The sequence below is a fragment of the Halostagnicola sp. A-GB9-2 genome, assembly GCF_030068615.1.
Lineage (GTDB): Archaea > Halobacteriota > Halobacteria > Halobacteriales > Natrialbaceae > Halostagnicola.
In genome coordinates, this window is the sequence record NZ_JASJOC010000002.1 from 152,431 (window position 1) to 176,419 (window position 23,989).

Consider the following 23,989-nt stretch of genomic DNA (forward strand, 5'->3'; position numbering starts at 1 on the left):
TCTCATTCGGCGGATTCGATTTCGATATCGCCGCGTTTTCCCCAGTCGACGTGGACCTCGCAGGTGTACTCGGCCATCTCCTCGGCGGCCACGATCTCGAGCGACTGGGTTTCGTTCTCCTCGGCCATCAACTCGGTGCTGTAGTCACCGACGACTTCCTCGTCGTCGTCCCAGATCTCGAGATTGTGGGACTGTCCGTCGGCGTTCTCCCAGGTGATAACGTACTCGTTTCCCGCAGTGAGGACGAGCGTGGGGTTCTCTACCCCCTCGATTGGGTCGGGCTCGAGGCCTTCCCAACTCGAGGTCGTGGCGCTCAACACGATCTCGTCGACGCCCTCCCAGGCTTCGGGATCGGTGTTCGAATGTGGTTTTTCGTTACTCTCACCGTTCGCCGAATCGGATTCGTCCCCGCCGTTCGATCCGTCGTCATCGCCTCCTCCGTTGGTGGTTTCGTTGCCGCCGCTCGACGTTTCGTTCCCGCTGTTCGAGCCATCATCGCTGTCATCCCCGCTGAGACAGCCGGCGACGAGCGCCGTACCAGTCACGCTTCCCGCAAGTTTCAGTGTCTGTCGCCGAGCCACCGAATCAGGTCGTTCCATCGGGTCGACTATCCAGTTTCCTCACTATTGGTACGCTGTCCATACTGTCAGTAACTCGTGATTGTCGGATTCATTCGTTTCGGTGAACCGTTTCACCGACAGCAAGCGCCGCGCTCCTAAGTCCGCAACTCGAGCACGTTGTCACCCCAAACCCCCACCAGTCAGCGGGTTGTGTCCGACTCGGAAACACCAACGAAAACTTATGAGTAGCCGGATACGACCTCATGTCATGATCGTTAATGCGCTGAAATACCCGCTCGAGGATGACGACTATCCCAAGACGCTGCTCATCGGATCGCTATTGGTCGTTACTTCTTTCCTAATCGTTCCCGCATTTATCCTGACGGGATATGTCACTAGAGCGGTACAAAACGCTTCTAAGGGCCTTGAGCCGCCGCAGTTCGAGGACTACGTCGGGTTGCTCGTAGACGGGCTGAAACTGACCGGCGTCTTCCTCATCTATTTCGTCGCCTTCATGCTCGCGGCGGTAGCGATGCTTCTCGTTCAGGAACTCAACAGGACGGCAGGGCTGGCGCTGTTCTGGGTGTTGCTCGTTCCGTCCTACTTCGGGCTTATCTACGGTACGACCGCTATCACGTACCACTTCAGTCGAGAACGGCGAATAAGCGACGCGTTGAAGGTTGGGGCTGTAGCGCGGACTGCCCTCTCTCTCCGGTACCTCGCCGTCTTCTTGCTCGTCATACTTATCGGCCCGATCCTCTTCTTGATTTTCCAGGTCGCGCTGGCGTTCACGATCATCGGACTGCTGTTGGTCCCCGCAACGCTGATCTACGAATTTATCGTCTACTCGAAACTGATGGGTGAGGTCGACGGGCCGGCTCGTCGCTCGAGCGCGTAGTATTCGCTTTGGAGGAAGCAAGCAATTCGGAGGAGCAAGTGACTCCAGACGCCGCTTTCGTTTCGCTCACTCCGTCCCGTACCGATCCGCCGCCGACTCGAATCCTGTCTCCTCGAGTTCGCGCCCCCGTCGTTCCTCAAGCGCAGCGACGGCTTCCGGATCGGGTGCGACGTCGTCGGTGATCCGCGCCCACGAGTTGTGGACCTTGGCGTGACACCACCGACAGAGGTAGATCGTGATTTCGTGGGTAAGCTCCGGGTCGGCGTCCTCAGTTTCGTTCTCGGGATCATCGGTACTGTCGCTCCCCGTGGCCTCGAGGGTATCTCTGTACGAGAGGTGGTGTTCCTCCAGGAGCGGTCGCTCGTCGGTCAGTTCGTTTCGCTTCTCCTCGAGTCCGCAGCGAACGCATTCCCTGTCCTGATTCCGGGATCGGAAATGCGGGCAATCTGCCCACGTCTCCTCAGTCTCGGGATTTGCGACCGGGCACGTATAGTCGTCCTCGGCGCGCTCTCGAGCGAACTCCGGGTCGTGTTCGTAGTGGTCGAAGGCGTACCGGCACTGGCCCTCGCCGGTTAGGTAATCACAGAGGCCCGCGAACTCGTAGGGATCGTCGACCCCGACCGACGTCCCTCGCGGCGTTTTCTCCATGTTGAGAAATGGTTGGACTCGAGGCGGTTTGAATCCACTGGGCTCGAAAGAACACGGACTCCACATTGGCGTCAGTACACGCCGTGGAGAAGCAGATAGACGACGATCCCGAGCGAAAACGAAATCAGCCAGAGACTCGCGGCGATCCGGCCGAATCGTGCGTGACTGGTCTGAGGAAGCTCCTCGAGCGGGTACGCGATCGCCTGCAAGAGCGCGTAGTAGAGGAACGGGATGCACGCGACCGCGAGAAGGATGTGAACGGCGAGGATCGGCAGGTAAATGAACTGGTAGACAGTTTCGGGACCAGGAAACGCCTGCGGTCCGCCGGTCGCAACTAACCGGTAGAGGTAGAGAACCAGAAACGACGCGAACAAGCCGAACGAGGTCAGCATCGCGGCTCTGTGTTTCGAGATCTCGCCGCGTCGAATCGATCGCCAGCCCAGCGTTATCGTTCCGATCGCGGTCAGGCTGATGAGCACGTTGACGTGCGGAATTGCGTCGAGTAGCCACTCCGGTGCGGTCGGAACGACCGACGGGGGAATCTGTCCACCCGCCGCCGCAAAGACCACCGCAAGCGAAACGACGCTCAGTATTCCGGTGAGAGGGCCGACGCGCTCTCGAGAGACGTATTCCATACGTATTCGTTAGCCTGTCGGGGGAAATCGGTTACTGTCCTCGAGTAGGGACTCGAGGGATAGCGACCGAACGAAACCGCTGGCGAGCGCTCTCGCTTGCGGTTGTTGGCTCCAGTAGAATTGTGCGTGGGTGATGTCCTCGGAGGAGATCACCTGCATCGTTCGTTCGGCGGTTACACCGCCTCACGTGTCGCGGCGCGTAGCGCCGCGCTTCCATGGTGGACTTCGTCCACCCATGCGATGCGTGGGACCGGATTTGAACCGGCGGACCCCTACGGGACAGCGCCCTCAACGCTGCGCCGTTGGCCTGGCTTGGCTACCCACGCTCGCGTTCTCTTTCTGCATTCAATCGTATCCAGTGTGACTATTAAAGCCCTTTCCTTTAGTCCGACGCCTGCGTCGATATCACATGGATCCGTCACAAACGGAGCGTTCAAATGCGCGAAATGCCAAATGGTATCATGGCAAAGTACTCGACTGGATCGTCCTCCGGCAGCGGCGGGACGTCCTGTGAACTCTGTGGCGCGGAGAGCGACTCGCTTACTCGAGCGAACGTCGCAGGCGCGGAGCTCGAGGTCTGTCCGAGCTGTGCTCCCCACGATGACGCCCAGCGAACGAGCGGTTCCAGCGGGGGCAATCGGGCGCAGAGCGACCGAGGCGGAGACGGGCCGAGCCGGAAGCAGAAAGCGGCTCAGAACGTCGCCAAAGCAAATCCGATCTGGGACGGCGACTCCGAGCACTGGGAGAAAGAGGGGACCAACTATGACGACGACCCGCTTCCGTACCTGGTTTCGGGCTACGGCGATATCCTGATCGAGGCTCGACAGGAAGCCGGATTACAACGTGGCGAACTCGCAGAGGAACTGGGTGTCCCGGAAAGCGACCTGCTCGCCGTCGAACAGGGACGAGCGACCCAGGCCGGAATCGGCGGTGGGCTGATCGCCGCACTCGAGGAGCGACTGGATATCGAACTCGAGGAGTAACCGTCTCTGGACTCGGTTCTCGAACGGAGGAATCGACGGCAAGCCACGGGTCGGCGAGCAGACTTTTATTGCGGGCAAACGGAGATCAACCGATGAGCGGGCAACAAGCGGCCGCAGAGCCGTATACGACGCGATTCGAGACCGAGGTGGTGGCTGTCGACGGCCGACGGGTATGGCTCGAGACGAGTTATTTCTACGCCGAGAGCGGCGGACAGCCAGCCGACAGGGGGACGATCGGTGACGTCGACGTCGAAGACGTCCAGCTCACCGACGGCGAACAGGTTCACGTACTGGCCGAGGAGCCGTCGTTCGACGCCGGCCGCCGCGTGCTCTGTCGGATCGACTGGTCGTTTCGCATGTACTGCATGCGCGCACACACCGCGAGCCACGCGCTCTACGGAGCGGGCAGAGAGCTCCTCTCCGATCTTGGATACGGGGGGTTCGACATCGGCGAGGAGAAGGTCCGCGTCGACCTCGAGAGTTCGACTGAAATCGACGACGAGATGCTGGTGGAGTTGAACGAGCAACTCAATCGAGTCGTCTGGGAGTCCCGCTCCGTTTCCTGGGAGGACGTTCCGGTCACGGATGCGCGCGAGCGTGAAGACATCGCCTTCAACGAGGCGACTGAAGAAGGCGCGTTCGAGAAAGGGCGCGTTCGACTCGTAACGATCGGAGAGAAAGACGAGAACGGCACCAGCGGTGTCGTTCCGCAGGATCCGTGGGACGTCGCGGCGTGTGGCGGCACGCACGTTCGGAACACGCGCGAAATCGGCCCGGTAACCGTTCTCGGCCGATCCAATCCGGGAGAGGGAATGACTCGAGTCGAGTTCGCCGTCGGCCCGAACGCCATCGATCGGCGGGCCAGGGAGAAGGAAACTGCGTTCGCGGCGAAGACGAAACTGGGTGTCGGCCTTGAGGACGTGACCGACGAACTCGAGCGTCGTGACACAAAGCGCGAGGAGCTCGCAGAGGAACTACGAGCCCGCGAACGCGAACTCGTTCGGGAACGCCTCGAGAACGGCCGAACGCTCGAAGATGACGAGGGCGAGGGCGGACGATGGGTACTCACAGACGTCGGCGAGATTTCGGCGGGAGTCGTCAGTGACGTTCTCGAGGACCGCCGAAGTGAGTTCGGAGATATCATCGTCGCAACCGGCGAAACCGATTCCGTCTTCGCCGTCGTCGGCACCGACGAATCGACAGCCGCGACGGCGGTACTCGAGGAGATTACAGCCGAGTTCGGCGGCGGAGGCGGCGGTTCGGATCGGCTCGCCCAGGGCGGCGGGTTCGACGCGACGCCAGCGGAGATTATCTCGGCACTCGAGTGAATAGGTCCGTTTCCGACTATTTTCCTTCCCGACTACGTTCGCGTCCTCGTCGTGGACTTGATCTCGTCGCCCTCGCGCCACTGGTAGTAATGGTACTCGGTTCCGGCGATCTCCGTGACCGAAACGGTCGCCCGCTCGGGGACGCCCTCGGGTAACTCCACATTGGATCGATTAACATCTCTCGATTCCTCCCACGCCGCGCGCTCCTCGAGATATGTTGCGACCGCCCGGAGCGTCGACGGTTCCTCCGCCTCGAATACGGCGAGAGAGGCGAGAACGTCCTCGTCGAGGCCTTCGGGAGGAAGCGGTCGGTCGGCATCGTTCATCGGATTAGCATCACCCACGAAGCGTCAAAACGTCACCGCTCGCGAACGGTGCCGCCGGATAACCCCTCCCAGTCGACTCCGTATCCGAGACGGGAGAGCAGTGCGCTCGAGTCAGAGACACCGTACGACTCGAATACGGCTTCCGCGTCGGCGAGATCCATTCCGTCTTCGATCTTCGCCTCGAGTTCCTCGAGGACTGCCGGACGGACGAGCGTCCGACCGACGAGTTCGTGGTCGGGATAGGACGGTTCTGCGAGGGCGTCCTCGCTGACGCCGTACGTCTCGGCTAGCGAAGACAGTGTCACCGCGTCGTCGTCCGGTTCGATCGTTTCTGGAAGGGACGCCACACTTTCGGCTACGAGATCGGACTCGAACTCTCTGAGTACGCTCGCGACGTCTTTGAGGCGAACGGATTTCGAATAGGGGATTGCCCGATGATCTCGAGCCGCGATCTCTTCGCCGACGCCGAGCGATTCGTCGACCGCGACCATCATGTCGACGTCCTCGAGATTCTCGAGTTCCTCGAGTTTCTTCTCGACGTACTCGGGCGTCCAAAAGCCCATGATCTCGAGATACACGCGGAAGTCGGCGTGTTGGTACTCGAAGGCGAAATCGGGGATCATCACGCGGGTCCCGCTCTCTAAGGCCTCGGGTTCCCGGACGAGGTCCCACTCGAGGTCGACCGCTCCGACGCGAGCGGCGAACTCCGATTCGACGCCGCTGTCGAAAGAAACGTCTACGACCGGTTCCGCGTCGGGGACGGATACCGGATCCTCGCTCGAGAGCGTCATCGTCCGCTCCGTTCCGCGGTCGTCGACCGTCGCCTCGAGTCGCCACTCCTCGGTCTTCGCGACGGTTCGCAAGAGTCTCGCAAATCGCGTCCCGTACCGTCTCGTGGCCCGAAAGAGGTGCGTTGGTCCGGTGACGACGACCTCGCGTCCGTCGGTCGTCTTCTCGATTTCGTACATCAGCCGCAGGCGTTTGATCGCCGAAATCAACGCCTTCGGATCGCTCGAGCGGACGTGGATCTCCGTGGCGTCAAACAGCGCCGTCTGGGCCAGTGAAAGGTTGTACTGGGCCAGCAGTTCGTCTGGACTCCACCGCGTGTCGACCTCCTCTATGATCTGTCGGTCCTCGAGATCGGCGTACAACGACGCCGCGATGTCGTCCGCGGAGATCTCGAGGGTTTCGCCGGCCCCGACCAGCGCCATCGCGCGTTCCTCCTCGGAGGCGACCCCGCCGACGGCTTCCGCGGCCTCGAACGCCGCGCGTCTCGCGCGGACAGGCTCGAGCGGCGCTTCGGTCTGGACTGTCGTCTCGCGATCCAGAAGCGCACCGAATCCCCGAATCAGTTTGAATTCGTCGACGGGACGCTGGTTGCCACCGTCCGTAGAGCCGGTATTCGAGGAGTCTCCCACTCCGCCGATCCCCCGTTCGAGTTCCTCCAGCGACGACTCGAGCGATCCGCGCGGCTCGCCGACGTGGCCCTGATAGATCCCGATCACTCGGGCCGCGAGCGGCCGGTGTTCGCGTCCGGCGAAGCGCGGCTGATACCCCCCTCCTGCGCGCGACACGCGCAACAGGTCCTTCGTCAACATCTACCGACCTATCAGTCGAGGGAGGGTAAAAGTCACCCGGAATGCGGGGTCTCGCTTGTCTCGATCTATCGTCGACGGTCGGCGACGCGTTCCTCGCTCGTCTCCTGGCTCACGACTTCGTACAACAGCGCCCGCCCGCCGTCGGCTTTCGGTCGGAGAATCCGACCGAGACGCTGGGTGAACTCCCGTTCGCTTCCGCTCCCCGAGAGGACGACAGCGACCGAGGCGTCGGGAACGTCGACGCCCTCGTCGAGAACGTTCGACGTGACCACGCGCGAGTACGTTCCCTCGCGAAAGCGCTCCAAAATCTCTCGGCGTTCGTCCGTTCCCGTCCGGTGGGTGATCGTGGGGATCAAGAATCGTTCGCTCATCTCGTAGGCAAGGTCGTTCGAGGCGGTGAAAACGATGATCCGCTCGTCCCGGTGGTCGTCGAGGATCGTCTCGAGGGTCTGTCTCTTGGCGTCGCTTCCGCGAGTGATCTCGCGTGCACGCTGGCGGGCGAGCAGGGCCTCACGGGCCTCGGCGTCGTTACCCGACCGCTTGACCAACTGCTGGTAGTCCGAGCCGCTGGTCATTCGGATGTTCGAACTGGCGAGGTAGTCCGTGAAGATGTCCTGGTTCTTCTCGTACTCCTCGCGTTCCTCGTCAGTGAGAGAGACCTCGAGGCGTTTGACGTCGTAGGGCGCGAGGTGGTCACCGGCGAGTTCGTCGACGGCGATGCGGTTGACGAGCGGACCGACGAGGTCGGCGACCACTTTGTGGGCGTCGTCCGGCCGCTCGAACGTCGCCGTGAGTCCGAGTCGCGCGGGTGCCGCCAGCAGTCGAGCAATGTCGCGATACCCTTCCCCGCCGAGGTGGTGGACTTCGTCGAAAACGACGAGTCCGAACCGGTCGCCGACCGAATCCGCCTTCAGGTACGCCGAGTCGTACGTCGAGACGGTGATCGCCTCGCGCCGTTGTTCGCCGCCGCCGAATCGCCCGATCGGCACGTCGAACTCCCGCTCGAGTTCTCGTTGCCACTGCTCGAGCAGGTCGATCGTCGGGACCACGATCAGCGTCGGTCTCGAGAGCCGCTCGATCGCTTTCAGCCCGATAACGGTCTTTCCGCTCCCCGTGGGGAGTTCGAGAACGCCTCTCGGAGCGGGTGCCAAATCACCGGCGTTCGCGGTCGAATCGGTCTCGAGCCAATCCTCGAGCGCCGTGTTCTGGTAGTCACGAAGCGTGTAGGCCGACTCGAGCCGAGAGAGTTCCTCGAGCGACAGTACTCGATCGTCGACGGCGGTCCCCCGAAGATTCTGACCGCCGTCTTCACCGATGCTTCGGAGGGCCTCGAGAAGGTCCGCGTATCGAACAGCCGGAACGCGATACGTCTCGGATCGCGAGTCCGACTCGAACTCGAGGGAGGTCGAGTCGAGAAGCTGCGAGCGAACGCGTTCGGGGAGGGCTCCGTCGAGACGGACCGTCCCGTCTTCGTACCGAAGCGTGAGGTCACCCCTCTCGTCCGATTCCGGAGACGTCATAGCCCCAAGTCACGCCGGACGCACATATATCGATTGGCTGAGCACGTGTGGAGGTGTGAGCGCTCGAGTTCATACTGCCGGCTGTACGTCGTTCACAATTCTCGCCGCCCCGGGGGTGCGAGAATCTTCATATAGTCACAGCCGGCAGTATCAGTCGTATACATCGTTTTCACGATCGCTATCGGGAGGGTTGACACGTCCGGGAGCGGACCTCAATCCTTTTATTACCGCTGTTCTTTGACTGGGATATGAGCGAAGACGAGGGCACGAACGCAGACGCCCAGGCCGTTCCGTCCGAGGAGCAATCCGACGACGTTGCCGAAGGGGATGAGCATTCGGCAAGTCAAACCGATCACACTGGTGTCGCCGAGGAGACCGAAGATTCGGCCGCTTCGGAGTCCGACACCGAAGCAGTCGCCGACGACTCGACCGAGGGCGAGATCCATCTCGACCCCTCCCTCTCGCCCGCGCTATCGGAATCCGTCGCGGATATTTCCGAGGCGGAAACGTCCGAGGAGGTCGACCGACTGCTCGAGGACGCGATCGATCGCGAGGAGGACCTCGCCGGTCGTATCGAGGAGCAAGCCGAGACAATCGGGGAGTTGCAAGCGGCACTCGAGGAACGAGACGGACGACTCGAGGAGGCAGAAGCCGAGATAGAAGACCTCCAGAGCCGGCTCAAACGCAAGCAGGCGGACTTTCAGAACTATAAGAAACGAGCCAAAAAGCGCCAGGAGCAGATGAAAGAGCGCGCGACCGAGGACTTGGTCGAACGGCTGGTCGGCGTTCGGGACAACCTCAAACGCGCGCTCGAGGAGGAAAGCGGGGACGTCGAAAGCCTCCGAGACGGCGTCGATATGACGCTTCGGGAGTTCGACCGAATCCTCGAGGACGAGAACGTCACGGAGATCGATCCGGAACCAGGGGCCGAGGTCGATCCCCAACGGCACGAGGTCATGATGAACGTCGACAGCAACCAGCCCGAAGGGACCGTCGCAGACGTGTTCACACCCGGCTACGAGATGGGCGAGAAGGTCATCCAGAACGCACAGATAACCGTCTCGAACGGGGAGTTCGCCGACGAAAGCGACGAAAACGGGGCGGAGGCGAGCGGCGCGACCGACGACGAAACGCCGAGCGGATCCGGAGACGACGAAGCGGACGCCGAGAACTGACGCAGTTAGAAACCTGTCGTGTGATTAGTGGAACAGCCGCCTGTTTCCACATCGTCCCTTGCACCCCTTCATTTTCCGTCGATCGTCGAATCCGGTGCTTCTATTGCCTCGAGAAACCGCCGAACTTCACTCTCGATCCGCTCCGGCGCTTCGACCGGTCCGAGGTGACTGACGCCCTCGAACTCCACGAAACGACTGTTCGGGAGCGCGTCGTGAACTGCGCGAACGCTATCTCGAAGGTGTGACGGTCCCTCGCTCCCGCTGAGCAAGAGCGTCGGTGCATCAACGTCCAGTGCGTCGGGAGTCGGGTGTTTCTCGAGTGCGCGATCCATCCGGAGCGTGTTCTCGACGTGTTCGACGCAGTCGGGCCAGGCCGGCCACTCCTCGAGCCAGCGATCGAGGTCGTCGATCTCGCCGCCGTGGATTACTTCCTCGAGATGCAGTTTCATCGCCTCGCGGCGGTTTCCGTCCTCGAGCTTCGCTTGCATTCGGGACGCGAGGTCCGCTCGCTCCCGGTACTCGCCGACGAGGTACGCCGGCTCGTAAGCGACGACCGCCTCGACCGACCGCTCGCGGGCGGCCTCGATCGCCTGGAGGCCGCCAAAGGAGTGGCCGAACAGGATCGGATCGCCGGTGATCGAGTCGATCACTGCTCGAGCGTCTTCGAGTTCTCGTTCGATTCCGTACTCCTTGGCGTCGCCGCTGTCGCCGCGTCCGCGCCGGTCTGGACGGACGACGGTAAAGTCGTCGGCTAGTCGGGGAACGAGCGGTTTCCAGTAGTGACGCGTTCCGCCGCCGTGGAGGAGGACCAGCGGCGGTCCGTCGCCGTCTGTTTCGTACGCGATACTGGTGCCGTCTGCTGACGTGGTCGTCTGCATGTGGAAGAACAGGTAGGATGCCAGTCAGCCTAAGCCCGTCTCGAAATAGTTCGGCAGTTTATACGAAGTCGGCGGGGCGTCGACGTCCCATAACTTGTGGACTTCTCGACAGAATCTGTTCTGTGCTTCTATCCGAAGCGTCGCTTTTCCTGGCCCTGCCTCCAGTCAAGCGAGGTCCATCCATCATCGTCGAGAACGTCAGTCACTTCAGATATACTGCTCAAATTCTCGAAGGTGACGTTGATGGGATTTTCTTTTCGTAGGCCCATCCGCTCAGCGTCGCACTCCGTGAGTATGTCCAGACTGGGTATGGCCAGTAATGTTCTTCGGGATCCTCATCGAGTATATCTTCTTGTATGGTTATTTAACATACAAACCAAAATGGTAAATGCAAAAATCATGACTGTTCCGACATCTATTTGACGTGATCGGTAAATACAAGATGGTATAATTAAAATGACATCTTAATGGAGTCGAAATCATGGAGTCAAAATATTGGCATATTGTATTCTGCCCTTCGACCATCACGACCTGTTCTCGGGGTATTCGGCCTTCTCGTCTTCCTCGTATTCCAACATTTCCTCCGACGACCACTCGCTGGATACACAACAACATGGTTCGAAACCGGACTTCCCTTCAAGATTCTCGATCAGTTGATGGGCCTCGTCCTCGTCCCAGTACACTCGGTTCTAACCGCTCTGTACGATCCGTGGGCACCGGACTGGGCATTTTTTCTGCTCACAGTAGTGTACTTCTACGCACTGTCGTTCGTGATCGGGACTGGCTATGAGCGTCTCACTCACCGGGTGTGACGAGGAAATCACAGGAGCTGAATCAGACAGTGTGCAGTGGCTCGTTGGAAACGAAGCCGGTAGGATCGATAGCAGTCTTGCTAGGTATTCCTCGGCGTCTCCGCTGTCGCTGCGGTCGCGTCGATCCGGACGGACGACCGTGAAGTCCTCCGTCAGGTGGGGAACTAGTAGGTTCCAGTAGTAACGGCGCGTCCCCCCGCCGTGGAGCTAGACCAGCGGTGGGCCGTCTCCGTGTTCATCGTACGCGATACTGGTGCCGTCTGTTGACGTGGTCGTCTGCATGTGGACTCTCCGATTCGCCGCCAGCTGGGCTAAGCGTGTCTCGAAATCGTTCGACAATTTATATGCGGTCGTACGACAAGCGACCGTACCGGACGCGGCGAGTTATTCCGGCAACGGCGGCCAGGTCGAAGCGACGGTGGTTTCGATCAGGTGCGTCTGCGCGCGACGGAGCCGTTCGGAGAGCGACGACGGCGAGATTTCGAGTTCGTCTGCGACCGCCTCGAGCGAGGCACCACGGGGGATCTCGTAGTATCCCATCTCGTAGGCGATCCGGAGCGCCTCGCGCTGGGGATCGGTCAGTCCGTTGCCCGGCTCCTCGGGTTCGCCGACGCGGCCGAGTCGTCGAAGCGAAAATCCCGCGTTCTCCTGCCAGAATCGGCGGAACTCGTGGAACGCGCCGCGGTTGGCGAACCAGCCGGTCTGGATCCATCCGTTCGGCGTGGCTCTGATCCGCTCGATGGCCGACTCGGTGGTCGCCAGGGCACGGAGCCCCGAGAGGTCGACCTGACCGCCGAGCTGACCCGCTAACCCGACGGCTGGGACCACCTGATAGCGACGGGTCTCGCCCGCCTCTCCGATCACCGTATACGCCGCGACAAAGGACGACGACTCGAGCGCGCGCTCGACCGCGTCGTGTGAACCGTGGATTACGTGGACAATAAACGGGGGGCGATCACCGTGGTTGAACTGGATCTGAACCTCGATGGTCGCCGCCGGGACGGCGTCGGCCACTTCGACTAACGGGAGCGCTTCGCAGTGTATTTCGAACTCGGCGACCAGTCCCATGCTGAGACGGTTTCGGTCGATGACTATCCGTGTGTTGATACGATCGAACCCGTCGGTTCGCGGACCGGAAGACTCGAGCGCACCGGAATTTTACTCGCGACCAAACTAACGAGAAACGACGGTAAACGCGCTCACGTTGCATTTTATTCGAACGACGACCCCAGCTAGTAAGCTTTAAAACAAAGTGCGCGTTATACCCGGCCAGATGACGAGCAACAAGATTCTCGGGATCGACCTCGGGACGACGAACAGTGCCTTCGCAGTGATGGAAGGCGGTGACCCGGAGATCATCGTCAACTCGGAGGGAGACCGAACGACGCCGTCGATGGTCGCGTTTACCGACGACGACGAACGGCTCGTCGGCAAACCGGCGAAGAATCAGGCGATTCAGAACCCGGAGAAAACCATCTCCTCGATCAAACGCCACATGGGCGAGGAGGACTACACCGTAGCGGTCGAGGACGAGGAGTACACGCCCGAAGAGATATCGGCGATGATCCTCCAGAAGATCAAACACGACGCCGAGGAGTACCTCGGTGACGACCTCGAGAAGGCCGTTATTACGGTGCCGGCGTACTTCTCGGATCGACAGCGCCAGGCGACCAAGAACGCCGGCGAAATCGCCGGCTTCGACGTCGAGCGGATCATCAACGAGCCGACAGCGGCGTCGATGGCTTACGGCTTAGAGGATGACTCCAATCAGACTGTTCTCGTCTACGACCTCGGCGGCGGGACGTTCGACGTTTCCATCCTCGATCTGGGCGGCGGCGTCTACGAGGTCGTCGCGACAAACGGTGACAACGACCTCGGTGGCGACGACTGGGACCACGCCATCATCGACTGGCTGGCCGAACAGTTCGAGAACGACCACGGCGTCGATCTCCGCGACGATCGGCAGGCCCTTCAGCGTCTCAAAGACGCCGCGGAGGAGGCCAAGATCGAACTCAGTAGCCGAAAAGAGACCGAGATCAACCTGCCCTTTATCACGGCGACCGACGACGGCCCGATCCACTTAGAAGAGAGCATGACTCGAGCCAAGTTCGAGTCGCTCACGTCGGATCTCATCGAGCGCACGGTCGAACCGACCGAGCAGGCGCTCGAGGACGCGGGCTACGGGAAAGGCGAGATCGACGAAGTGTTGCTCGTCGGCGGCTCGACCCGGATGCCACAGGTATCGGACAAGGTCGAGGAACTCATCGGCGAGGAGCCACAGAAGAACGTCAATCCCGACGAAGCCGTCGCGCTCGGCGCGGCGATTCAGGGCGGCGTCCTCGGCGGCGAGGTCGACGACGTCGTTCTGCTCGACGTGACGCCGCTCTCGCTCGGTATCGAGGTCAAGGGCGGCCTCTTCGAGCGACTCATCGAGAAGAACACGACGATTCCGACCGAGGAGTCGAAGGTCTTTACGACCGCCGCGGACAACCAGACGTCGGTCCAGGTTCGGGTCTTCCAGGGCGAGCGCGAACTCGCCGAAAAGAACGAACTGCTCGGGGAGTTCCACCTGACTGGCATCCCGCCGGCACCGGCCGGAACGCCCCAAATCGAGGTCGGCTTCTCGATCGACGAGAACGGGATCGTCAACGTCTCCGCGGAGGACAAGGGAACCGGCACCACCGAGGAGATTACGATCGAAGGCGGCGCCGGTCTCTCTGACGACGAGATCGACCGACTGCAGGAAGAAGCCGAGGAACACGCCGAAGAGGATCAACAACGCCGCGAGCGGATCGAAGCTCGGAACTCCGCCGAAGCCGCGATCCAGCGCGCCGAGACGCTCCTCGAGGAGAACGAAGATGTCGACGACGAACTTCGCGAAAACGTCGAAGACGCCGTCGAGGATCTCGAGGAGACGATCGACGACGAGGACGCCGAAGCCGACGACATCGAGGAGGCAACCGAGACCCTGAGCAAGGAGCTCCAGGAAATCGGCAAACAGGTCTATCAGAACGCCGACGCAGGGGCAGCGGGCGGTGCAGGCCCCGGCGCTGGGGCGGGCGGAGCCGCCGGAGCCGGTGCCGGACCGGGCGCAGGTGCAGGACCAGGCGCCGCGGCCGGTGCAGGCATGGGTGGCGGCCCCAACCCGGGAGCCGGCGGCCCGGACGCGGGTGACGACGAGTACGTCGACGCCGACTTCGAAGACGTCGAGGACGAGAGCGACGAAGACGCCGACAGCGACGACTCCTAGCGACCCCGAGCGCTCGTCCTCGTAGTTCGTCTACGAGGTAGCACAAACGTTCGTTTCAAGTGGCTCAATCGATTACCGGGGAGTAACGAATGAGTGAGGATTTCTACGATGTTCTCGGCGTGGGCCCGGACGCCTCTCCCGAGGAGATCAAGCAGGCTTACCGGTCGAAGGCGACGGAGTATCATCCAGACGTCAGCGACGACCCCAACGCCGAAGAGAAGTTCAAGAAGATTCAGAAGGCAAAGCAGGTCCTGACGGACGAAGAGAAACGAAGCGCCTACGACCGGATGGGCCACGATCAGTACGAACAGGCCGAAAAACACGGCTACGACGCGGGTGGGGGCGGTGCTGGCGGCATGGGTGGCGGCCCCTTCGGCGGTATGGGCGGCGGTGGCGGTATGGGCGGCGGTGGCGGCCTCGGCGATATCTTCGAGCAAGTCTTTGGCGGAGGCGGCGGCCGCGGACGGCGCGGCCCGCGGAAGGGTAGAAACATGCGGACCAACCTCGAGATCGATCTCGAGGAGGCCTACGACGGGGCCCAAAAGCAGTTCACGATTGCCCGCCCCGAGGAGTGTGACACCTGCCACGGAGAGGGCCACCCGCCGGAAGCGGACGCGGAAACCTGTCCGGAGTGTCAGGGCCGCGGACAGGTCACACAGGTCCAGCAGACGCCACTCGGGAGAGTCCAACAGACGACAGCGTGTCCGCGCTGTGAGGGGGAGGGAACGCTCTATTCGGAGACCTGTAGCGACTGTCGCGGCGAAGGATACGTTCGCGAGGAAGTCACCCTCACTGTCGACGTTCCGGCGGGTATCCAGGACGGCCAGACGCTCAGGATGGAAGGCGAAGGAAGTCCGAGTCCGGAGGGCGGCCCGAGCGGCGACCTGCTGATCGACGTCTCGATCCGCGAGCACGAGGAGTTCGAACGCGACGGAAACGACCTCCGGTACAGACTCCCGATTTCGTTCCCGCAGGCGACTTTCGGCGACACGGTCGAAGTGCCGACGCTCGACGGTGCGGCCGAGTTCGAGATTCCGGACGGCACCCAGAGCGGCGAAACGTTCCGCCTCGAGGGTAAGGGCATGCCGCGACTCCAGCGACGCGGCAGCGGCGACCTCTTCGTGCAGGTCCAGATCGTCACGCCCGACAGCTTGAACGCCGAACAGCGGGAAGCGCTCGAGGCGTTCGCGGAAGCCGGCGGCGACGAGATCGAGGTCAACGAAGGCTTCTTCGAGAAGATCAAGCGGGCGTTCTAGGCGGCTAACCCGTCTCCAATTTTCGTTGTAGCCGATCCAGTTCGCGAACAGCCGGATTTCCTGTTAGTCTCGATACTGCGAAACGAGGCTTATTTCGATTGCCGTGGGAGCGGCCAGTGGGTGAACACGACCCATGCCAGCACAACAGATCCTGCTACTCGCCGGCGATTTCGTCGAAGACTACGAGGTGATGGTTCCGTTTCAGGCCCTCGAGATGGTCGGACACGAGGTCCACGCGGTCTGTCCGGAAAAAGAGGCCGGAGACGTCTGTCCCACCGCGATTCACGACTTCGAAGGCGACCAGACCTACACCGAAAAGCCGGGGCACAACTTCGAGCTGAATCACGACTTCGACGCCGTGGATCCGAGCGAATACGACGCGCTCGTCGTCCCGGGTGGCCGCGCGCCGGAGTATCTCCGAACGCACGAGGAGGTCCTCGAGATCGTCCGTCACTTCTTCGAGGCCGAGAAACCCGTCGCGTCGCTGTGTCACGGGGCACAGATTCTCGCCGCCGCGGATGTCCTCGAGGGACGAACCTGTACGGCCTATCCCGCGCTCGAGGCGGACGTGAAAGGCGCGGGTGGCACGTGGGAAGACGGCGTCGTTCGAGACGACAACCTCGTCACGGGACAGGCCTGGCCGGACCATCCCGAGTGGCTCGCCGAGTTCCTCGAGGTTATCGGAACCGAGATCGAGCACGCCGAACCGGCTCCGGCGGACGACTGACGGCGGACGATTGACGATTCGTCCCCATTGTGCCGACTCGAGTCGGCGTCTTTTTTCCGCTCCGAACGAATCTTCACGTATGACCGCAGCAACGGTCGGTGAGCTGTTCACTCGAGACCGACGATCGGACCGGCCCTCGCTCGAGGACGCGACCGGCCGAACCTACGACACCCACTGGCTCTGTACGAGCACCTGGAAGGCCGGGAATTTCCTCCGCCACAGCGGAGTGCGGGAGGGCGTCCGCGTCGGCGTCGTCGGATCGGGACCGATGGCGCTCCTCTCGTTTTTCGGCACCGCGTTGCTCGAGGGAACGACCAGGTTCGATCCGCCGAAGAATCTCACGTCCGAGGCCGCGAGAGAGCCGACCGCAGATGACGGACCGTACCGAGCAGTCGTCGCCCCGACCTCGAGGGTCGGCGATTTCGAGTTACCAGACGGTGCCCAGCGGATCGGCTACGGAGCGAGTTCGGACGAGCCGGCCGTTCACCACTTCGATAAAGGGCTCTGGAGTGAGAACCCCTCGTTTCCACCGATTGATCTCGGTTCGGGAACCCCTCTGCTGACCGACGGCGAGCGAATGGTCACGCACGGCGAAGCACTCGAGTGCGCGCGGGAGATCATCGAAACTGAGGAGATCGAGGCGGGAGACCGAGTCGTCCTCCGGGCTCCGCTAGCTGATCCGCGCACGGTCGCCGCTGGCGTGATCGCGCCGCTGCTCGCCGACGGCGTCTTCGTTCTCACGGAAGAGATGAGCGGGTTCGAGGAACGGGATCCCGACAAACGAGGCGCGTACGCGGACAATCGTGGCGCATACGCGGTTACGACACGCGAGCGTGAATCGGTTCCCGAACCTCGACGTCTCGACCTCGAGGGCGTCTCGCTGTAGTACTCAGAGAAACGGATCACTACAGTCGATGATGACCCCGTGTTGCGGACAGACGTACTTGCAGTGGCGTTTGTACATTGGCGTCTCACAGAACGGACACGGTGGTCCGGTTCCGGCCTCGAGGTCGCGTTCGTCTCCGGAGTCGCTTTCTTTCCTGGAATCTGTCTCGTTACGGTAGCTCATCGGTAATCCTTCGTTCGCGCTTTGGACGACTTCTCGTATCACGTCCGAAGACCGGCGACACTATCAACGTGACGACCGCTCGAGGCAGAAGAATCCGAAAATCGAATCGGCGAACGGAGTTCGAACCGTCGGAATCAGTTACTGGTCGGTACGACTACGTTAACACTCGCTCCAGCCACAGGACTCGCAGGTCTTGCAGCCTTCGGAGAAGTAAAGCGAGAGCGATCCACAGGAGGGACACTCCGGCGATTCGCCGGCGTCGATGAGGTCCTGGGTCGCGTCGTGGTCCTCCTCGACCGGCGACTGGGCCTTGGCTCCACCGTCTGTCTCGTGGGCATCGGTCGGTTCGACGGCCACGTCGGCGTCGGCCGACTCCTCGAGAGTCGCCTGTTTCGGGTACGGTTTGTCGATCTCGTTGTCGAGGTATCGACGCATCGCGGTGCCGATGGCGTCCGGAATCGACTGAATCTGCTCGCCTTTGTCCCAGGCGACTTTCGGGCTGCGCGTGCCACAGAGTTCGTCGACGATCTCCTCCGGATCGACGCCCGAGCGAAGCGAGGTCGAGATGACTTTCGCCAGGGCTTCGGTAAAGGAGTTCGTGAAGCCACCGGAGTGGCCGATGTTCGCGAACAGTTCGAACGGCTGGCCGGTCTCGGGATCTTCGTTGATCGTCACGTAGATTTTCCCGTAGCCGGTGTCGATGCGCTGGCTGACGCCCTGCAGGGCGTCCGGTCGCTCACGTTTCTCGGTGAAGTCGACGTGTACCGGTTCGCTCTCGACATCGGTCAGCAGCGATTCAACGTCCTCTTCGAGGATGTCCTGTACGTTCTCGCTCTCGAGGAACGCCTCGAGTCCGCCGAAGATTTCCTCAATCTGGTCGACGAGCGCCTCGGCCGCCTCGGTCTCGTCGGCGAAGTCGGCGTTATCCGCGCGGGTCGTCAGCACCTGCTTCGAGCGGGTGCCGTCGCGGTAGTAGGTAACGCCCTTTCCGCCGTTGTCGTAGACCCACTCGAAGACCTCTTTGGCGTCCTCGAGCGTGGAGTCGTTCGGCGCGTTGACCGTCTTCGAAATCGCCGAGTCGACGCCGTTCTGGCAGGCACACTGGACCGCGGCGTGTTGTTTCGCCGAGAGGTCGCTGGTGATGACGAACAGTTCGCCGATGGCGTCCGGAACCGTCTCGAGGCCCTCGACGCCGTCGAACTGGTTGGTCGCCATCTGCTCTTGAGCTTCCGCTTTCACGGCGTCGACGTCGATGTCGTTGTCCTCTAAGGTGCGTAGGAAGTAGTCGTCGAACTCGACCAACATCTCGTCGCCCTGCACGTCGTCGGTGACGTTCTTGTAGTAGGCGACGTTGTAGATCGGCTCGCAGCCGCCGGTCGTGTTGCCGACCATCGAGGTCGTGCCCGTCGGTGCGATGGTGGTGACGTTGTGGTTGCGGATCGGGAAGCCGTCTGCCCAATCGTCGGCGTCCTCGTTGGTCTGGTGTTCGAACCACTCGCGGTACTCGGTGGGGTTCGCGTACTTGGATTCGTCCCAGTCGGCAAAGGAACCGCGCTCGAGTGCGAGTTCGTGGCTTTTGGCCTTCGCGCCGTGGTTGATGTGGGTCAACAACTGGCTGGCGATTTCGTTTCCTTCATCGCTACCGTACTTCACGCCGAGCTGGACGTACAATTGCGCGAGACCCATAACGCCGAGACCGATCTTGCGCATGTCGCTGACGGTCTGCTCGATCTCCTCGACGGGGAAGTCCGACATCGTGACGACGTTCTCGAGGAATCGGGTACCGTACTCGATGCGTTCGTCAAACTCCTCGAAGTCGATTGCCTCCTCGAGGAAGGCTTCGATGGCGGCTTCGTGGGAGTCGTACTCATCAGTGTGTTCCTCGGACCAGACGCGCCAGTCGGGTGCGTCGAGGTCGGCCAACGTCGAGAGGTTGATGTGGCCGAGGTTGCAGGCCTCGTTCTCCTCGAGGGGCTGTTCGCCACACGGGTTCGTCGCGAGAATCTGGTGATCCGGCTCTTCCTCGACGTCGAAGGAGTGTTGCTTGTTCACTCGCTCGAGGTAGATGACGCCGGGTTCGCCGTTTTCGTGAGCACCTTCGACAATGCGCTCGAAGATGAGTTCGGCGGGAATCGAGAGCGGTTCGCCGACCTCGACGTGCTCGGCGAGGTCGTAGCGACCGTACATCTCCTTGGTCTCCTCGGTGGCGATGTGGGGTTCCTCCGTGCGCGGATTGGTGAAGGTGTACTCCTCGTCGTTCTGGACGGCTTCCATGAAGTCGTCCGTGACGCCGACGGAGATGTTGAAGTTCGACAGGTGGCCTTCGACGGCGTTACGAAGGTGTTTGGGAACGCGCCCGTCCTCGTCGATGAGGTCTCGAGACTCTTCGAGTGCCTCGCTGAAGGAGGTGTAGGTGTAGTCGTCGGGGTCGTTGAGACGGAGCGTATGCGCCAGTGAGACGTCCTTGTTCTTCGCGTGGATGAACTCGATAACGTCGGGGTGGGAGACGCGCATAATTCCCATCTGGGCACCGCGTCGGGTCCCGCCCTGAGCGATCGTCTCGCAGAGCTGGTCGTAGGTCCGCATGAAAGTGATCGGTCCGGAGGCGATGCCGCCGGTCGAACCGACGGAGTCGCCGAATGGACGGAGCTTCCAGAAGCCGTAGCCGACGCCGCCGCCGGACTGGAAGACCTCGGCCGCCTTCTTTGCGGTTTCGTGAATATCCGAGAGGTCGTCGTCCGGAGACATGACGAAACAGGCCGAGAGCTGCTGGAGCTCATCGCCGGCGTTCATCAGCGTCGGCGAGTTCGGCATGAACGAAAGCGATTCCATTCCCTCGGTGAACGTCTCGGTGACGTCTTCGACGTGTTCGCGGACCTCCGCGGGGAGTTCCGGAACGACGGTCTCGTAGGCGAACTTGTTGACGTTCGATTCCGTGAGCGTCGTTTCAACGTCGTCGGTTGCCGTGACTCCCTCACCGAACACCTCCTCGGCGAGTTCGTCCCGCCGCGGGTGGTCCGGCTTGAGCTGGTCGGGCGTAACGGTAATCTCGAGATCGCGTTGTTCGGCTTCATACGGTGCTTCCGCGAGCGCAATATTCCGTCCGACGCGCTCGAAGAGATCCTCCTGACTCTCAATCAGGTCGCCGTTTGCGTCCTTGCGAAGGTAGCGAGCCGGCAGAATATTCTGATAGGCGTTGTCGGTCATGCGCGCTTCGAGGGTGTCCCCGTCGGTGCGCTTGATCGGCAATGTTAGATCGTCCGCAGAGAGGTCTGTCTTACTCATGCGCGAGACACCTCGAGGCAAACGCGTCGCCGCCTGCCATTTCCGTACTGAAATTGGTCCTTGTTCGAATCATTCGTGACGAAAGTCTGGTATTCATCCATTCCTCATAAAACGTGGTGATGTAGTCCTACGTTTCTTGTATTAGCACAATTTCACTTGTACAGAAGCCTCTGTCAAGTGTTGTGCGGTGGTCTGTATTGCGACAGCCGAGACGGCCGTCTGCGTGGGTAACAGCTAGTACGGAGTGGACGGTCTTAATGATTTTCAGACCGATCTGAAAGTAGAATCGTTAGTTGAACCATTCGTCCAGATCGACCTATTGAGGGCCTACAGAACAGTCTCGCGTCGGTTACGTTCACCCCAACTCATTTTTCATAGTACCAGAAAGGTTACGTCCTTCCGTTCAACATATCCAATATGATCGGCGTACTCACAGGATCAACGATGTTTCTCGTCATGGCAGCACTCGCCGCCCTCCTGGTCGCTGTCATCGCTATCCGTATCGCAATCAAACTCGCTATCCGAGTTGGCGTACTGGCCGCGGTCGTCCTCGGTGCCTACTATACCGCCGGCTACCTGGGATACGTCGGGTAATCGATACCAGTTAACCGCAGTATCGCTTCCAACTCCGATCACGCGACGGCTCTCTTTGCGTTCGGTTCGAAGTAATCAGACCTGTCGAGTAGATTTGGCGACAAGTCGTGACCCCTTTTAAACGGTCTCGAGGAAGTTCTCGATCAGGTCGTGTCCGACTGCGGTCAGCACGCTCTCGGGGTGGAACTGCACGCATTCGATCGGGTACTCGCGGTGACGCACGCCCATCACGAGCGTTTCCGAACCGTGTTCGGCCGTCGCCGACACGTCGAAACAGTCGGGAATCTCCGTCGCGACCAGCGAGTGGTACCGGCCTGCGCGGAACCCGTCCTCGAGTCCGTCGAAGACGGTCGTTCCGTCGTGATCGATCGAAGACGCCTTTCCGTGAATTGGGTCCGGGGCCCGACCGACCGATCCTCCGTACTCGTAGACGGCGGCCTCGAGCCCGAGACAGACGCCGAGCGTCGGAACGTCGGTACTCACCTCGCGAAGCACGTCCATGGAGACGCCGACGTCGCGGTCGTGTTTCGGGTGGCCAGGACCGGGGCTGATGATGATCGCGTCCGGATCGACGGCCCGCACCTCGGCGAGCGAGGTGGTGTTTTTCAGGACTGCCGTATCGGCGTGCTGGCTCACGTACTCGACGAGGTTGTACGTGAACGAGTCGAAGTTATCGATGAACAGTACGGTCGGGCGGCCGGCATCGTTCGAGGACGCGGTCGCGCTCATCGGGGCACCTCCGCGGGTGGTGTTTCGGCGGGTGGCTTCTCCTCGATACGCTCGAGTGCGGCGAGGACGCCGCCCATCTTCTTCTCGGTCTCCTCGTACTCCGCGGCCGGATCGCTGTCGGCGACGAGTCCCGCACCCGCGCGAACGGTTATTCGTTGGGGACTCGAGGTTCCATCCGGCGTCTCGTCTTCCACCGTCGCCGTCCGGATCACGATTGCGAAGTCCGCGTCGCCCGTCCACGAGTAGTAGCCGACGCCCCCGCCGTACAGTCCGCGCGGTTCGGTCTCCAGATCGTCGATGATCTCCATTGCCCGAACTTTCGGCGCGCCCGAGAGCGTTCCGGCGGGGAACGACGCTCGAGTCGCGTCGAACGCGTCGGCGTCCGCGGCTAACTGGCCGGTAACGGTCGATTCGATGTGCTGGACGTGGCTGTACTTGAGGACGTTCATGAACTCCTCGACGCGGACCGAGCCGGGTTCCCCGACGCGCCGGACGTCGTTTCGCGCGAGGTCGACTAGCATCGTGTGCTCGGCTCGTTCCTTGTCGTCGGCGAGCATCTCGCCCGCCAATCGCCGATCCTCGACGGGGCTCGAGCCCCGGTCGCAGGTTCCGGCGATCGGATTCGACATAACCTCTCGTCCGCGAACCGAAAGCAGCGTTTCGGGACTCGCGCCGACGACGGTGAGGTCACCGTGATCGAGGAGGTACATGTACGGCGACGGGTTCACGTCGCGCATCGCCTCGTAGAAGCCGAGCGGGTCGACGTCGCCGTAAAGCTCTCGGGTCCGCGAAATCACGCCCTGGTAGATGTCACCGTCGAGGACGTGTTCTTTCGCCCGTCGGACGCTCTCCTCGTACTCGTCTTTCGAGCCCGCGACCTCGTCTTCGCGAACGAATCCGCCCGTGTCGGGCTCTTCGGCGGCTTCGAGGATCGAACCCACCCGTTCAGCTTCCTCGCGGATATTCTCGTACACGGCGGCTGGATCGTCGTCGGGTTCGAGAACCGGCGTAAACACGAGCGAGAGCGTTCCGTCGCGCTCGTCAAACGCGAGCGTCTTCGTCGTGAGGACAAACTGGGCGTCCGGGAACCGCGAGTCCGGGCGCTCGAGTCCGACTTCCTCGAGCCAGAGATCGTAGACGGCGTCGTAGGCCAGGAAGCCGACGAGCCCTCCCTCGAGATGCTGTCGATCGTGGTCCGGGACGTTCGCGAGTCGGACGTCCGGTAACGCGCCGCGGAGGGAATCGACGGTGTCGCCGCCCTCGTTCGGTTCGATTAGATCAATCGGTGCGCTGTCGGAAAGCGCCTCGACGGTCGTCCCGTCGGGACCGACCGTTACGACCGCCTCGGGATCGTAGCCGACGTACGAAAATCGGGCGTGGCGCTCGGCCTCCGCAGAACTCGGTCGAAACGCGCCGTCGGGATCGCTCGAGGGTGTCTTCTGTGCGCTCTCGAGGAGGAAGGCGTACGGGTTTTCATCGGCGTCCGTCGTCTGTGCTGGTTTCGACTTCGAGGATCGTCCGGTGAGTGCCGCGTATGCGGCAAGCGGCGTCGTCTCAAGGTCGTACGTCGCGACGAGACGAACCACAGCCGGTCGGTCCTCCGAAGCGCCGGCGTGTTCGCAGAACTCGGCACGGTCGAGGTCGAACGCGGGCGTCTCGCTCGTTTGGTCCGCGTGTTCGGAATCTGTGGTGTGTTCAGTCATGAATCGAATACGTTG

Annotated in this window: 22 protein-coding genes and 1 tRNA gene; 9 read left to right on the forward strand and 14 right to left on the reverse strand. The window is 61.7% G+C overall.

All coding sequences use genetic code 11. The annotated features are described in order from the left end of the window. Positions 1-2: 2 nt before the first annotated feature. The gene (locus QNM96_RS06205) at positions 3-599 is read right to left on the reverse strand and encodes a plastocyanin (protein WP_283835153.1); all 597 of its coding nucleotides are present in this window, start codon (positions 597-599) and stop codon (positions 3-5) included. Between the two features lie 229 nt (positions 600-828). Between QNM96_RS06205 and QNM96_RS06210 the strand changes: the two genes are divergently transcribed. Beyond that, positions 829-1,458 carry a DUF4013 domain-containing protein gene (locus QNM96_RS06210; RefSeq protein ID WP_283835154.1) on the forward strand — a complete coding sequence of 210 codons (630 nt, stop codon included), beginning with the start codon at positions 829-831 and terminating at the stop codon, positions 1,456-1,458. 66 nt (positions 1,459-1,524) lie between these two features. Here the strand turns inward: QNM96_RS06210 and QNM96_RS06215 are convergent, their stop codons facing one another. From QNM96_RS06215 to QNM96_RS06225, 3 genes are all read right to left on the reverse strand, one after another. Next, complete coding sequence (locus tag QNM96_RS06215; RefSeq protein ID WP_283835155.1) at positions 1,525-2,106, reverse strand: hypothetical protein; 582 nt, start codon at positions 2,104-2,106, stop codon at positions 1,525-1,527. Between the two features lie 71 nt (positions 2,107-2,177). Next, positions 2,178-2,741, reverse strand: coding sequence for a DUF420 domain-containing protein (locus QNM96_RS06220; RefSeq protein ID WP_283835156.1), 564 nt, complete (start codon positions 2,739-2,741; stop codon positions 2,178-2,180). A 241-nt stretch (positions 2,742-2,982) separates the two neighbouring features. Continuing rightward, positions 2,983-3,067 (reverse strand) — tRNA-Leu (locus QNM96_RS06225). Between the two features lie 135 nt (positions 3,068-3,202). Here QNM96_RS06225 and QNM96_RS06230 point away from each other — a divergent pair. Further along, positions 3,203-3,724 (forward strand): multiprotein-bridging factor 1 family protein, encoded by a 522-nt coding sequence (locus QNM96_RS06230; RefSeq protein WP_283835157.1) that lies wholly within the window; start codon positions 3,203-3,205, stop codon positions 3,722-3,724. A gap of 92 nt (positions 3,725-3,816) precedes the next feature. Next, complete coding sequence (locus QNM96_RS06235; protein WP_283835158.1) at positions 3,817-5,052, forward strand: alanine--tRNA ligase-related protein; 1,236 nt, start codon at positions 3,817-3,819, stop codon at positions 5,050-5,052. Positions 5,053-5,084: 32 nt separating this feature from the next. Here the strand turns inward: QNM96_RS06235 and QNM96_RS06240 are convergent, their stop codons facing one another. From QNM96_RS06240 to QNM96_RS06250, 3 genes are all read right to left on the reverse strand, one after another. Beyond that, on the reverse strand, positions 5,085-5,378 hold the full coding sequence (locus QNM96_RS06240; protein ID WP_283835159.1) for a hypothetical protein: 294 nt from the start codon (positions 5,376-5,378) through the stop codon (positions 5,085-5,087). A 32-nt stretch (positions 5,379-5,410) separates the two neighbouring features. Then, the gene (locus tag QNM96_RS06245; RefSeq protein WP_283835160.1) at positions 5,411-6,976 is read right to left on the reverse strand and encodes a DUF790 family protein; all 1,566 of its coding nucleotides are present in this window, start codon (positions 6,974-6,976) and stop codon (positions 5,411-5,413) included. A gap of 65 nt (positions 6,977-7,041) precedes the next feature. Further along, on the reverse strand, positions 7,042-8,496 hold the full coding sequence (locus QNM96_RS06250) for a DEAD/DEAH box helicase family protein (protein WP_283835161.1): 1,455 nt from the start codon (positions 8,494-8,496) through the stop codon (positions 7,042-7,044). Positions 8,497-8,744: 248 nt separating this feature from the next. On the opposite strand from QNM96_RS06250, the gene grpE reads away from it, so the two are divergent. After that, positions 8,745-9,671 (forward strand): nucleotide exchange factor GrpE, encoded by a 927-nt coding sequence (gene grpE / locus QNM96_RS06255; protein WP_283835162.1) that lies wholly within the window; start codon positions 8,745-8,747, stop codon positions 9,669-9,671. A gap of 68 nt (positions 9,672-9,739) precedes the next feature. Here the strand turns inward: grpE and QNM96_RS06260 are convergent, their stop codons facing one another. The 3 genes from QNM96_RS06260 to QNM96_RS06270 all read right to left on the reverse strand — a co-directional run bounded on the left by QNM96_RS06260 (position 9,740) and on the right by QNM96_RS06270 (position 12,429). Then, complete coding sequence (locus QNM96_RS06260; RefSeq protein WP_283835163.1) at positions 9,740-10,549, reverse strand: alpha/beta hydrolase; 810 nt, start codon at positions 10,547-10,549, stop codon at positions 9,740-9,742. A gap of 524 nt (positions 10,550-11,073) precedes the next feature. Next, positions 11,074-11,232 (reverse strand): hypothetical protein, encoded by a 159-nt coding sequence (locus tag QNM96_RS06265; protein ID WP_283835164.1) that lies wholly within the window; start codon positions 11,230-11,232, stop codon positions 11,074-11,076. A 513-nt stretch (positions 11,233-11,745) separates the two neighbouring features. Further along, positions 11,746-12,429 (reverse strand): helix-turn-helix domain-containing protein, encoded by a 684-nt coding sequence (locus tag QNM96_RS06270; protein ID WP_283835165.1) that lies wholly within the window; start codon positions 12,427-12,429, stop codon positions 11,746-11,748. Positions 12,430-12,634: 205 nt separating this feature from the next. Between QNM96_RS06270 and dnaK the strand changes: the two genes are divergently transcribed. The 4 genes from dnaK (at position 12,635) to QNM96_RS06290 (ending at position 17,480) form a co-directional block, all read left to right on the forward strand. After that, positions 12,635-14,611: a molecular chaperone DnaK gene (gene dnaK / locus QNM96_RS06275; protein WP_283835166.1), complete on the forward strand. Its 1,977-nt coding sequence runs from the start codon at positions 12,635-12,637 to the stop codon at positions 14,609-14,611. A gap of 89 nt (positions 14,612-14,700) precedes the next feature. After that, entirely contained in the window at positions 14,701-15,867 is a 1,167-nt protein-coding gene (gene dnaJ, locus QNM96_RS06280; protein ID WP_283835167.1) for a molecular chaperone DnaJ, read from the forward strand. 133 nt (positions 15,868-16,000) lie between these two features. Continuing rightward, entirely contained in the window at positions 16,001-16,594 is a 594-nt protein-coding gene (locus QNM96_RS06285) for a DJ-1/PfpI family protein (RefSeq protein WP_283835168.1), read from the forward strand. A gap of 79 nt (positions 16,595-16,673) precedes the next feature. Continuing rightward, positions 16,674-17,480, forward strand: coding sequence for a hypothetical protein (locus tag QNM96_RS06290; protein WP_283835169.1), 807 nt, complete (start codon positions 16,674-16,676; stop codon positions 17,478-17,480). Between the two features lie 3 nt (positions 17,481-17,483). Here QNM96_RS06290 and QNM96_RS06295 read toward each other — a convergent pair whose 3' ends face one another. Beyond that, complete coding sequence (locus tag QNM96_RS06295; protein ID WP_283835170.1) at positions 17,484-17,663, reverse strand: HVO_2523 family zinc finger protein; 180 nt, start codon at positions 17,661-17,663, stop codon at positions 17,484-17,486. Positions 17,664-17,822: 159 nt separating this feature from the next. Continuing rightward, entirely contained in the window at positions 17,823-20,948 is a 3,126-nt protein-coding gene (locus QNM96_RS06300; protein ID WP_283835171.1) for an adenosylcobalamin-dependent ribonucleoside-diphosphate reductase, read from the reverse strand. Between the two features lie 417 nt (positions 20,949-21,365). Here QNM96_RS06300 and QNM96_RS06305 point away from each other — a divergent pair, with 417 nt between their 5' ends. Beyond that, on the forward strand, positions 21,366-21,542 hold the full coding sequence (locus tag QNM96_RS06305; protein WP_283835172.1) for a hypothetical protein: 177 nt from the start codon (positions 21,366-21,368) through the stop codon (positions 21,540-21,542). A gap of 117 nt (positions 21,543-21,659) precedes the next feature. Here the strand turns inward: QNM96_RS06305 and trpG are convergent, their stop codons facing one another. Next, entirely contained in the window at positions 21,660-22,271 is a 612-nt protein-coding gene (gene trpG / locus QNM96_RS06310; protein WP_283835173.1) for an anthranilate synthase component II, read from the reverse strand. After that, entirely contained in the window at positions 22,268-23,974 is a 1,707-nt protein-coding gene (gene trpE / locus QNM96_RS06315; protein ID WP_283835174.1) for an anthranilate synthase component I, read from the reverse strand. The genes trpG and trpE overlap by 4 nt, the downstream gene beginning before the upstream one ends. Positions 23,975-23,989: the final 15 nt, after the last annotated feature.

Coding starts and splice junctions, on each gene's coding strand:
- QNM96_RS06205 (WP_283835153.1), bottom strand. CDS start 599: ATGGAACGACCTGATTCGGTGGCTCGGCGACAGACACTGAAACTTGCG.
- QNM96_RS06210 (WP_283835154.1), top strand. CDS start 829: ATGATCGTTAATGCGCTGAAATACCCGCTCGAGGATGACGACTATCCC.
- QNM96_RS06215 (WP_283835155.1), bottom strand. CDS start 2,106: ATGGAGAAAACGCCGCGAGGGACGTCGGTCGGGGTCGACGATCCCTAC.
- QNM96_RS06220 (WP_283835156.1), bottom strand. CDS start 2,741: ATGGAATACGTCTCTCGAGAGCGCGTCGGCCCTCTCACCGGAATACTG.
- QNM96_RS06230 (WP_283835157.1), top strand. CDS start 3,203: ATGGCAAAGTACTCGACTGGATCGTCCTCCGGCAGCGGCGGGACGTCC.
- QNM96_RS06235 (WP_283835158.1), top strand. CDS start 3,817: ATGAGCGGGCAACAAGCGGCCGCAGAGCCGTATACGACGCGATTCGAG.
- QNM96_RS06240 (WP_283835159.1), bottom strand. CDS start 5,378: ATGAACGATGCCGACCGACCGCTTCCTCCCGAAGGCCTCGACGAGGAC.
- QNM96_RS06245 (WP_283835160.1), bottom strand. CDS start 6,976: ATGTTGACGAAGGACCTGTTGCGCGTGTCGCGCGCAGGAGGGGGGTAT.
- QNM96_RS06250 (WP_283835161.1), bottom strand. CDS start 8,496: ATGACGTCTCCGGAATCGGACGAGAGGGGTGACCTCACGCTTCGGTAC.
- grpE (WP_283835162.1), top strand. CDS start 8,745: ATGAGCGAAGACGAGGGCACGAACGCAGACGCCCAGGCCGTTCCGTCC.
- QNM96_RS06260 (WP_283835163.1), bottom strand. CDS start 10,549: ATGCAGACGACCACGTCAGCAGACGGCACCAGTATCGCGTACGAAACA.
- QNM96_RS06270 (WP_283835165.1), bottom strand. CDS start 12,429: ATGGGACTGGTCGCCGAGTTCGAAATACACTGCGAAGCGCTCCCGTTA.
- dnaK (WP_283835166.1), top strand. CDS start 12,635: ATGACGAGCAACAAGATTCTCGGGATCGACCTCGGGACGACGAACAGT.
- dnaJ (WP_283835167.1), top strand. CDS start 14,701: ATGAGTGAGGATTTCTACGATGTTCTCGGCGTGGGCCCGGACGCCTCT.
- QNM96_RS06285 (WP_283835168.1), top strand. CDS start 16,001: ATGCCAGCACAACAGATCCTGCTACTCGCCGGCGATTTCGTCGAAGAC.
- QNM96_RS06290 (WP_283835169.1), top strand. CDS start 16,674: ATGACCGCAGCAACGGTCGGTGAGCTGTTCACTCGAGACCGACGATCG.
- QNM96_RS06295 (WP_283835170.1), bottom strand. CDS start 17,663: ATGAGCTACCGTAACGAGACAGATTCCAGGAAAGAAAGCGACTCCGGA.
- QNM96_RS06300 (WP_283835171.1), bottom strand. CDS start 20,948: ATGAGTAAGACAGACCTCTCTGCGGACGATCTAACATTGCCGATCAAG.
- QNM96_RS06305 (WP_283835172.1), top strand. CDS start 21,366: ATGATCGGCGTACTCACAGGATCAACGATGTTTCTCGTCATGGCAGCA.
- trpG (WP_283835173.1), bottom strand. CDS start 22,271: ATGAGCGCGACCGCGTCCTCGAACGATGCCGGCCGCCCGACCGTACTG.
- trpE (WP_283835174.1), bottom strand. CDS start 23,974: ATGACTGAACACACCACAGATTCCGAACACGCGGACCAAACGAGCGAG.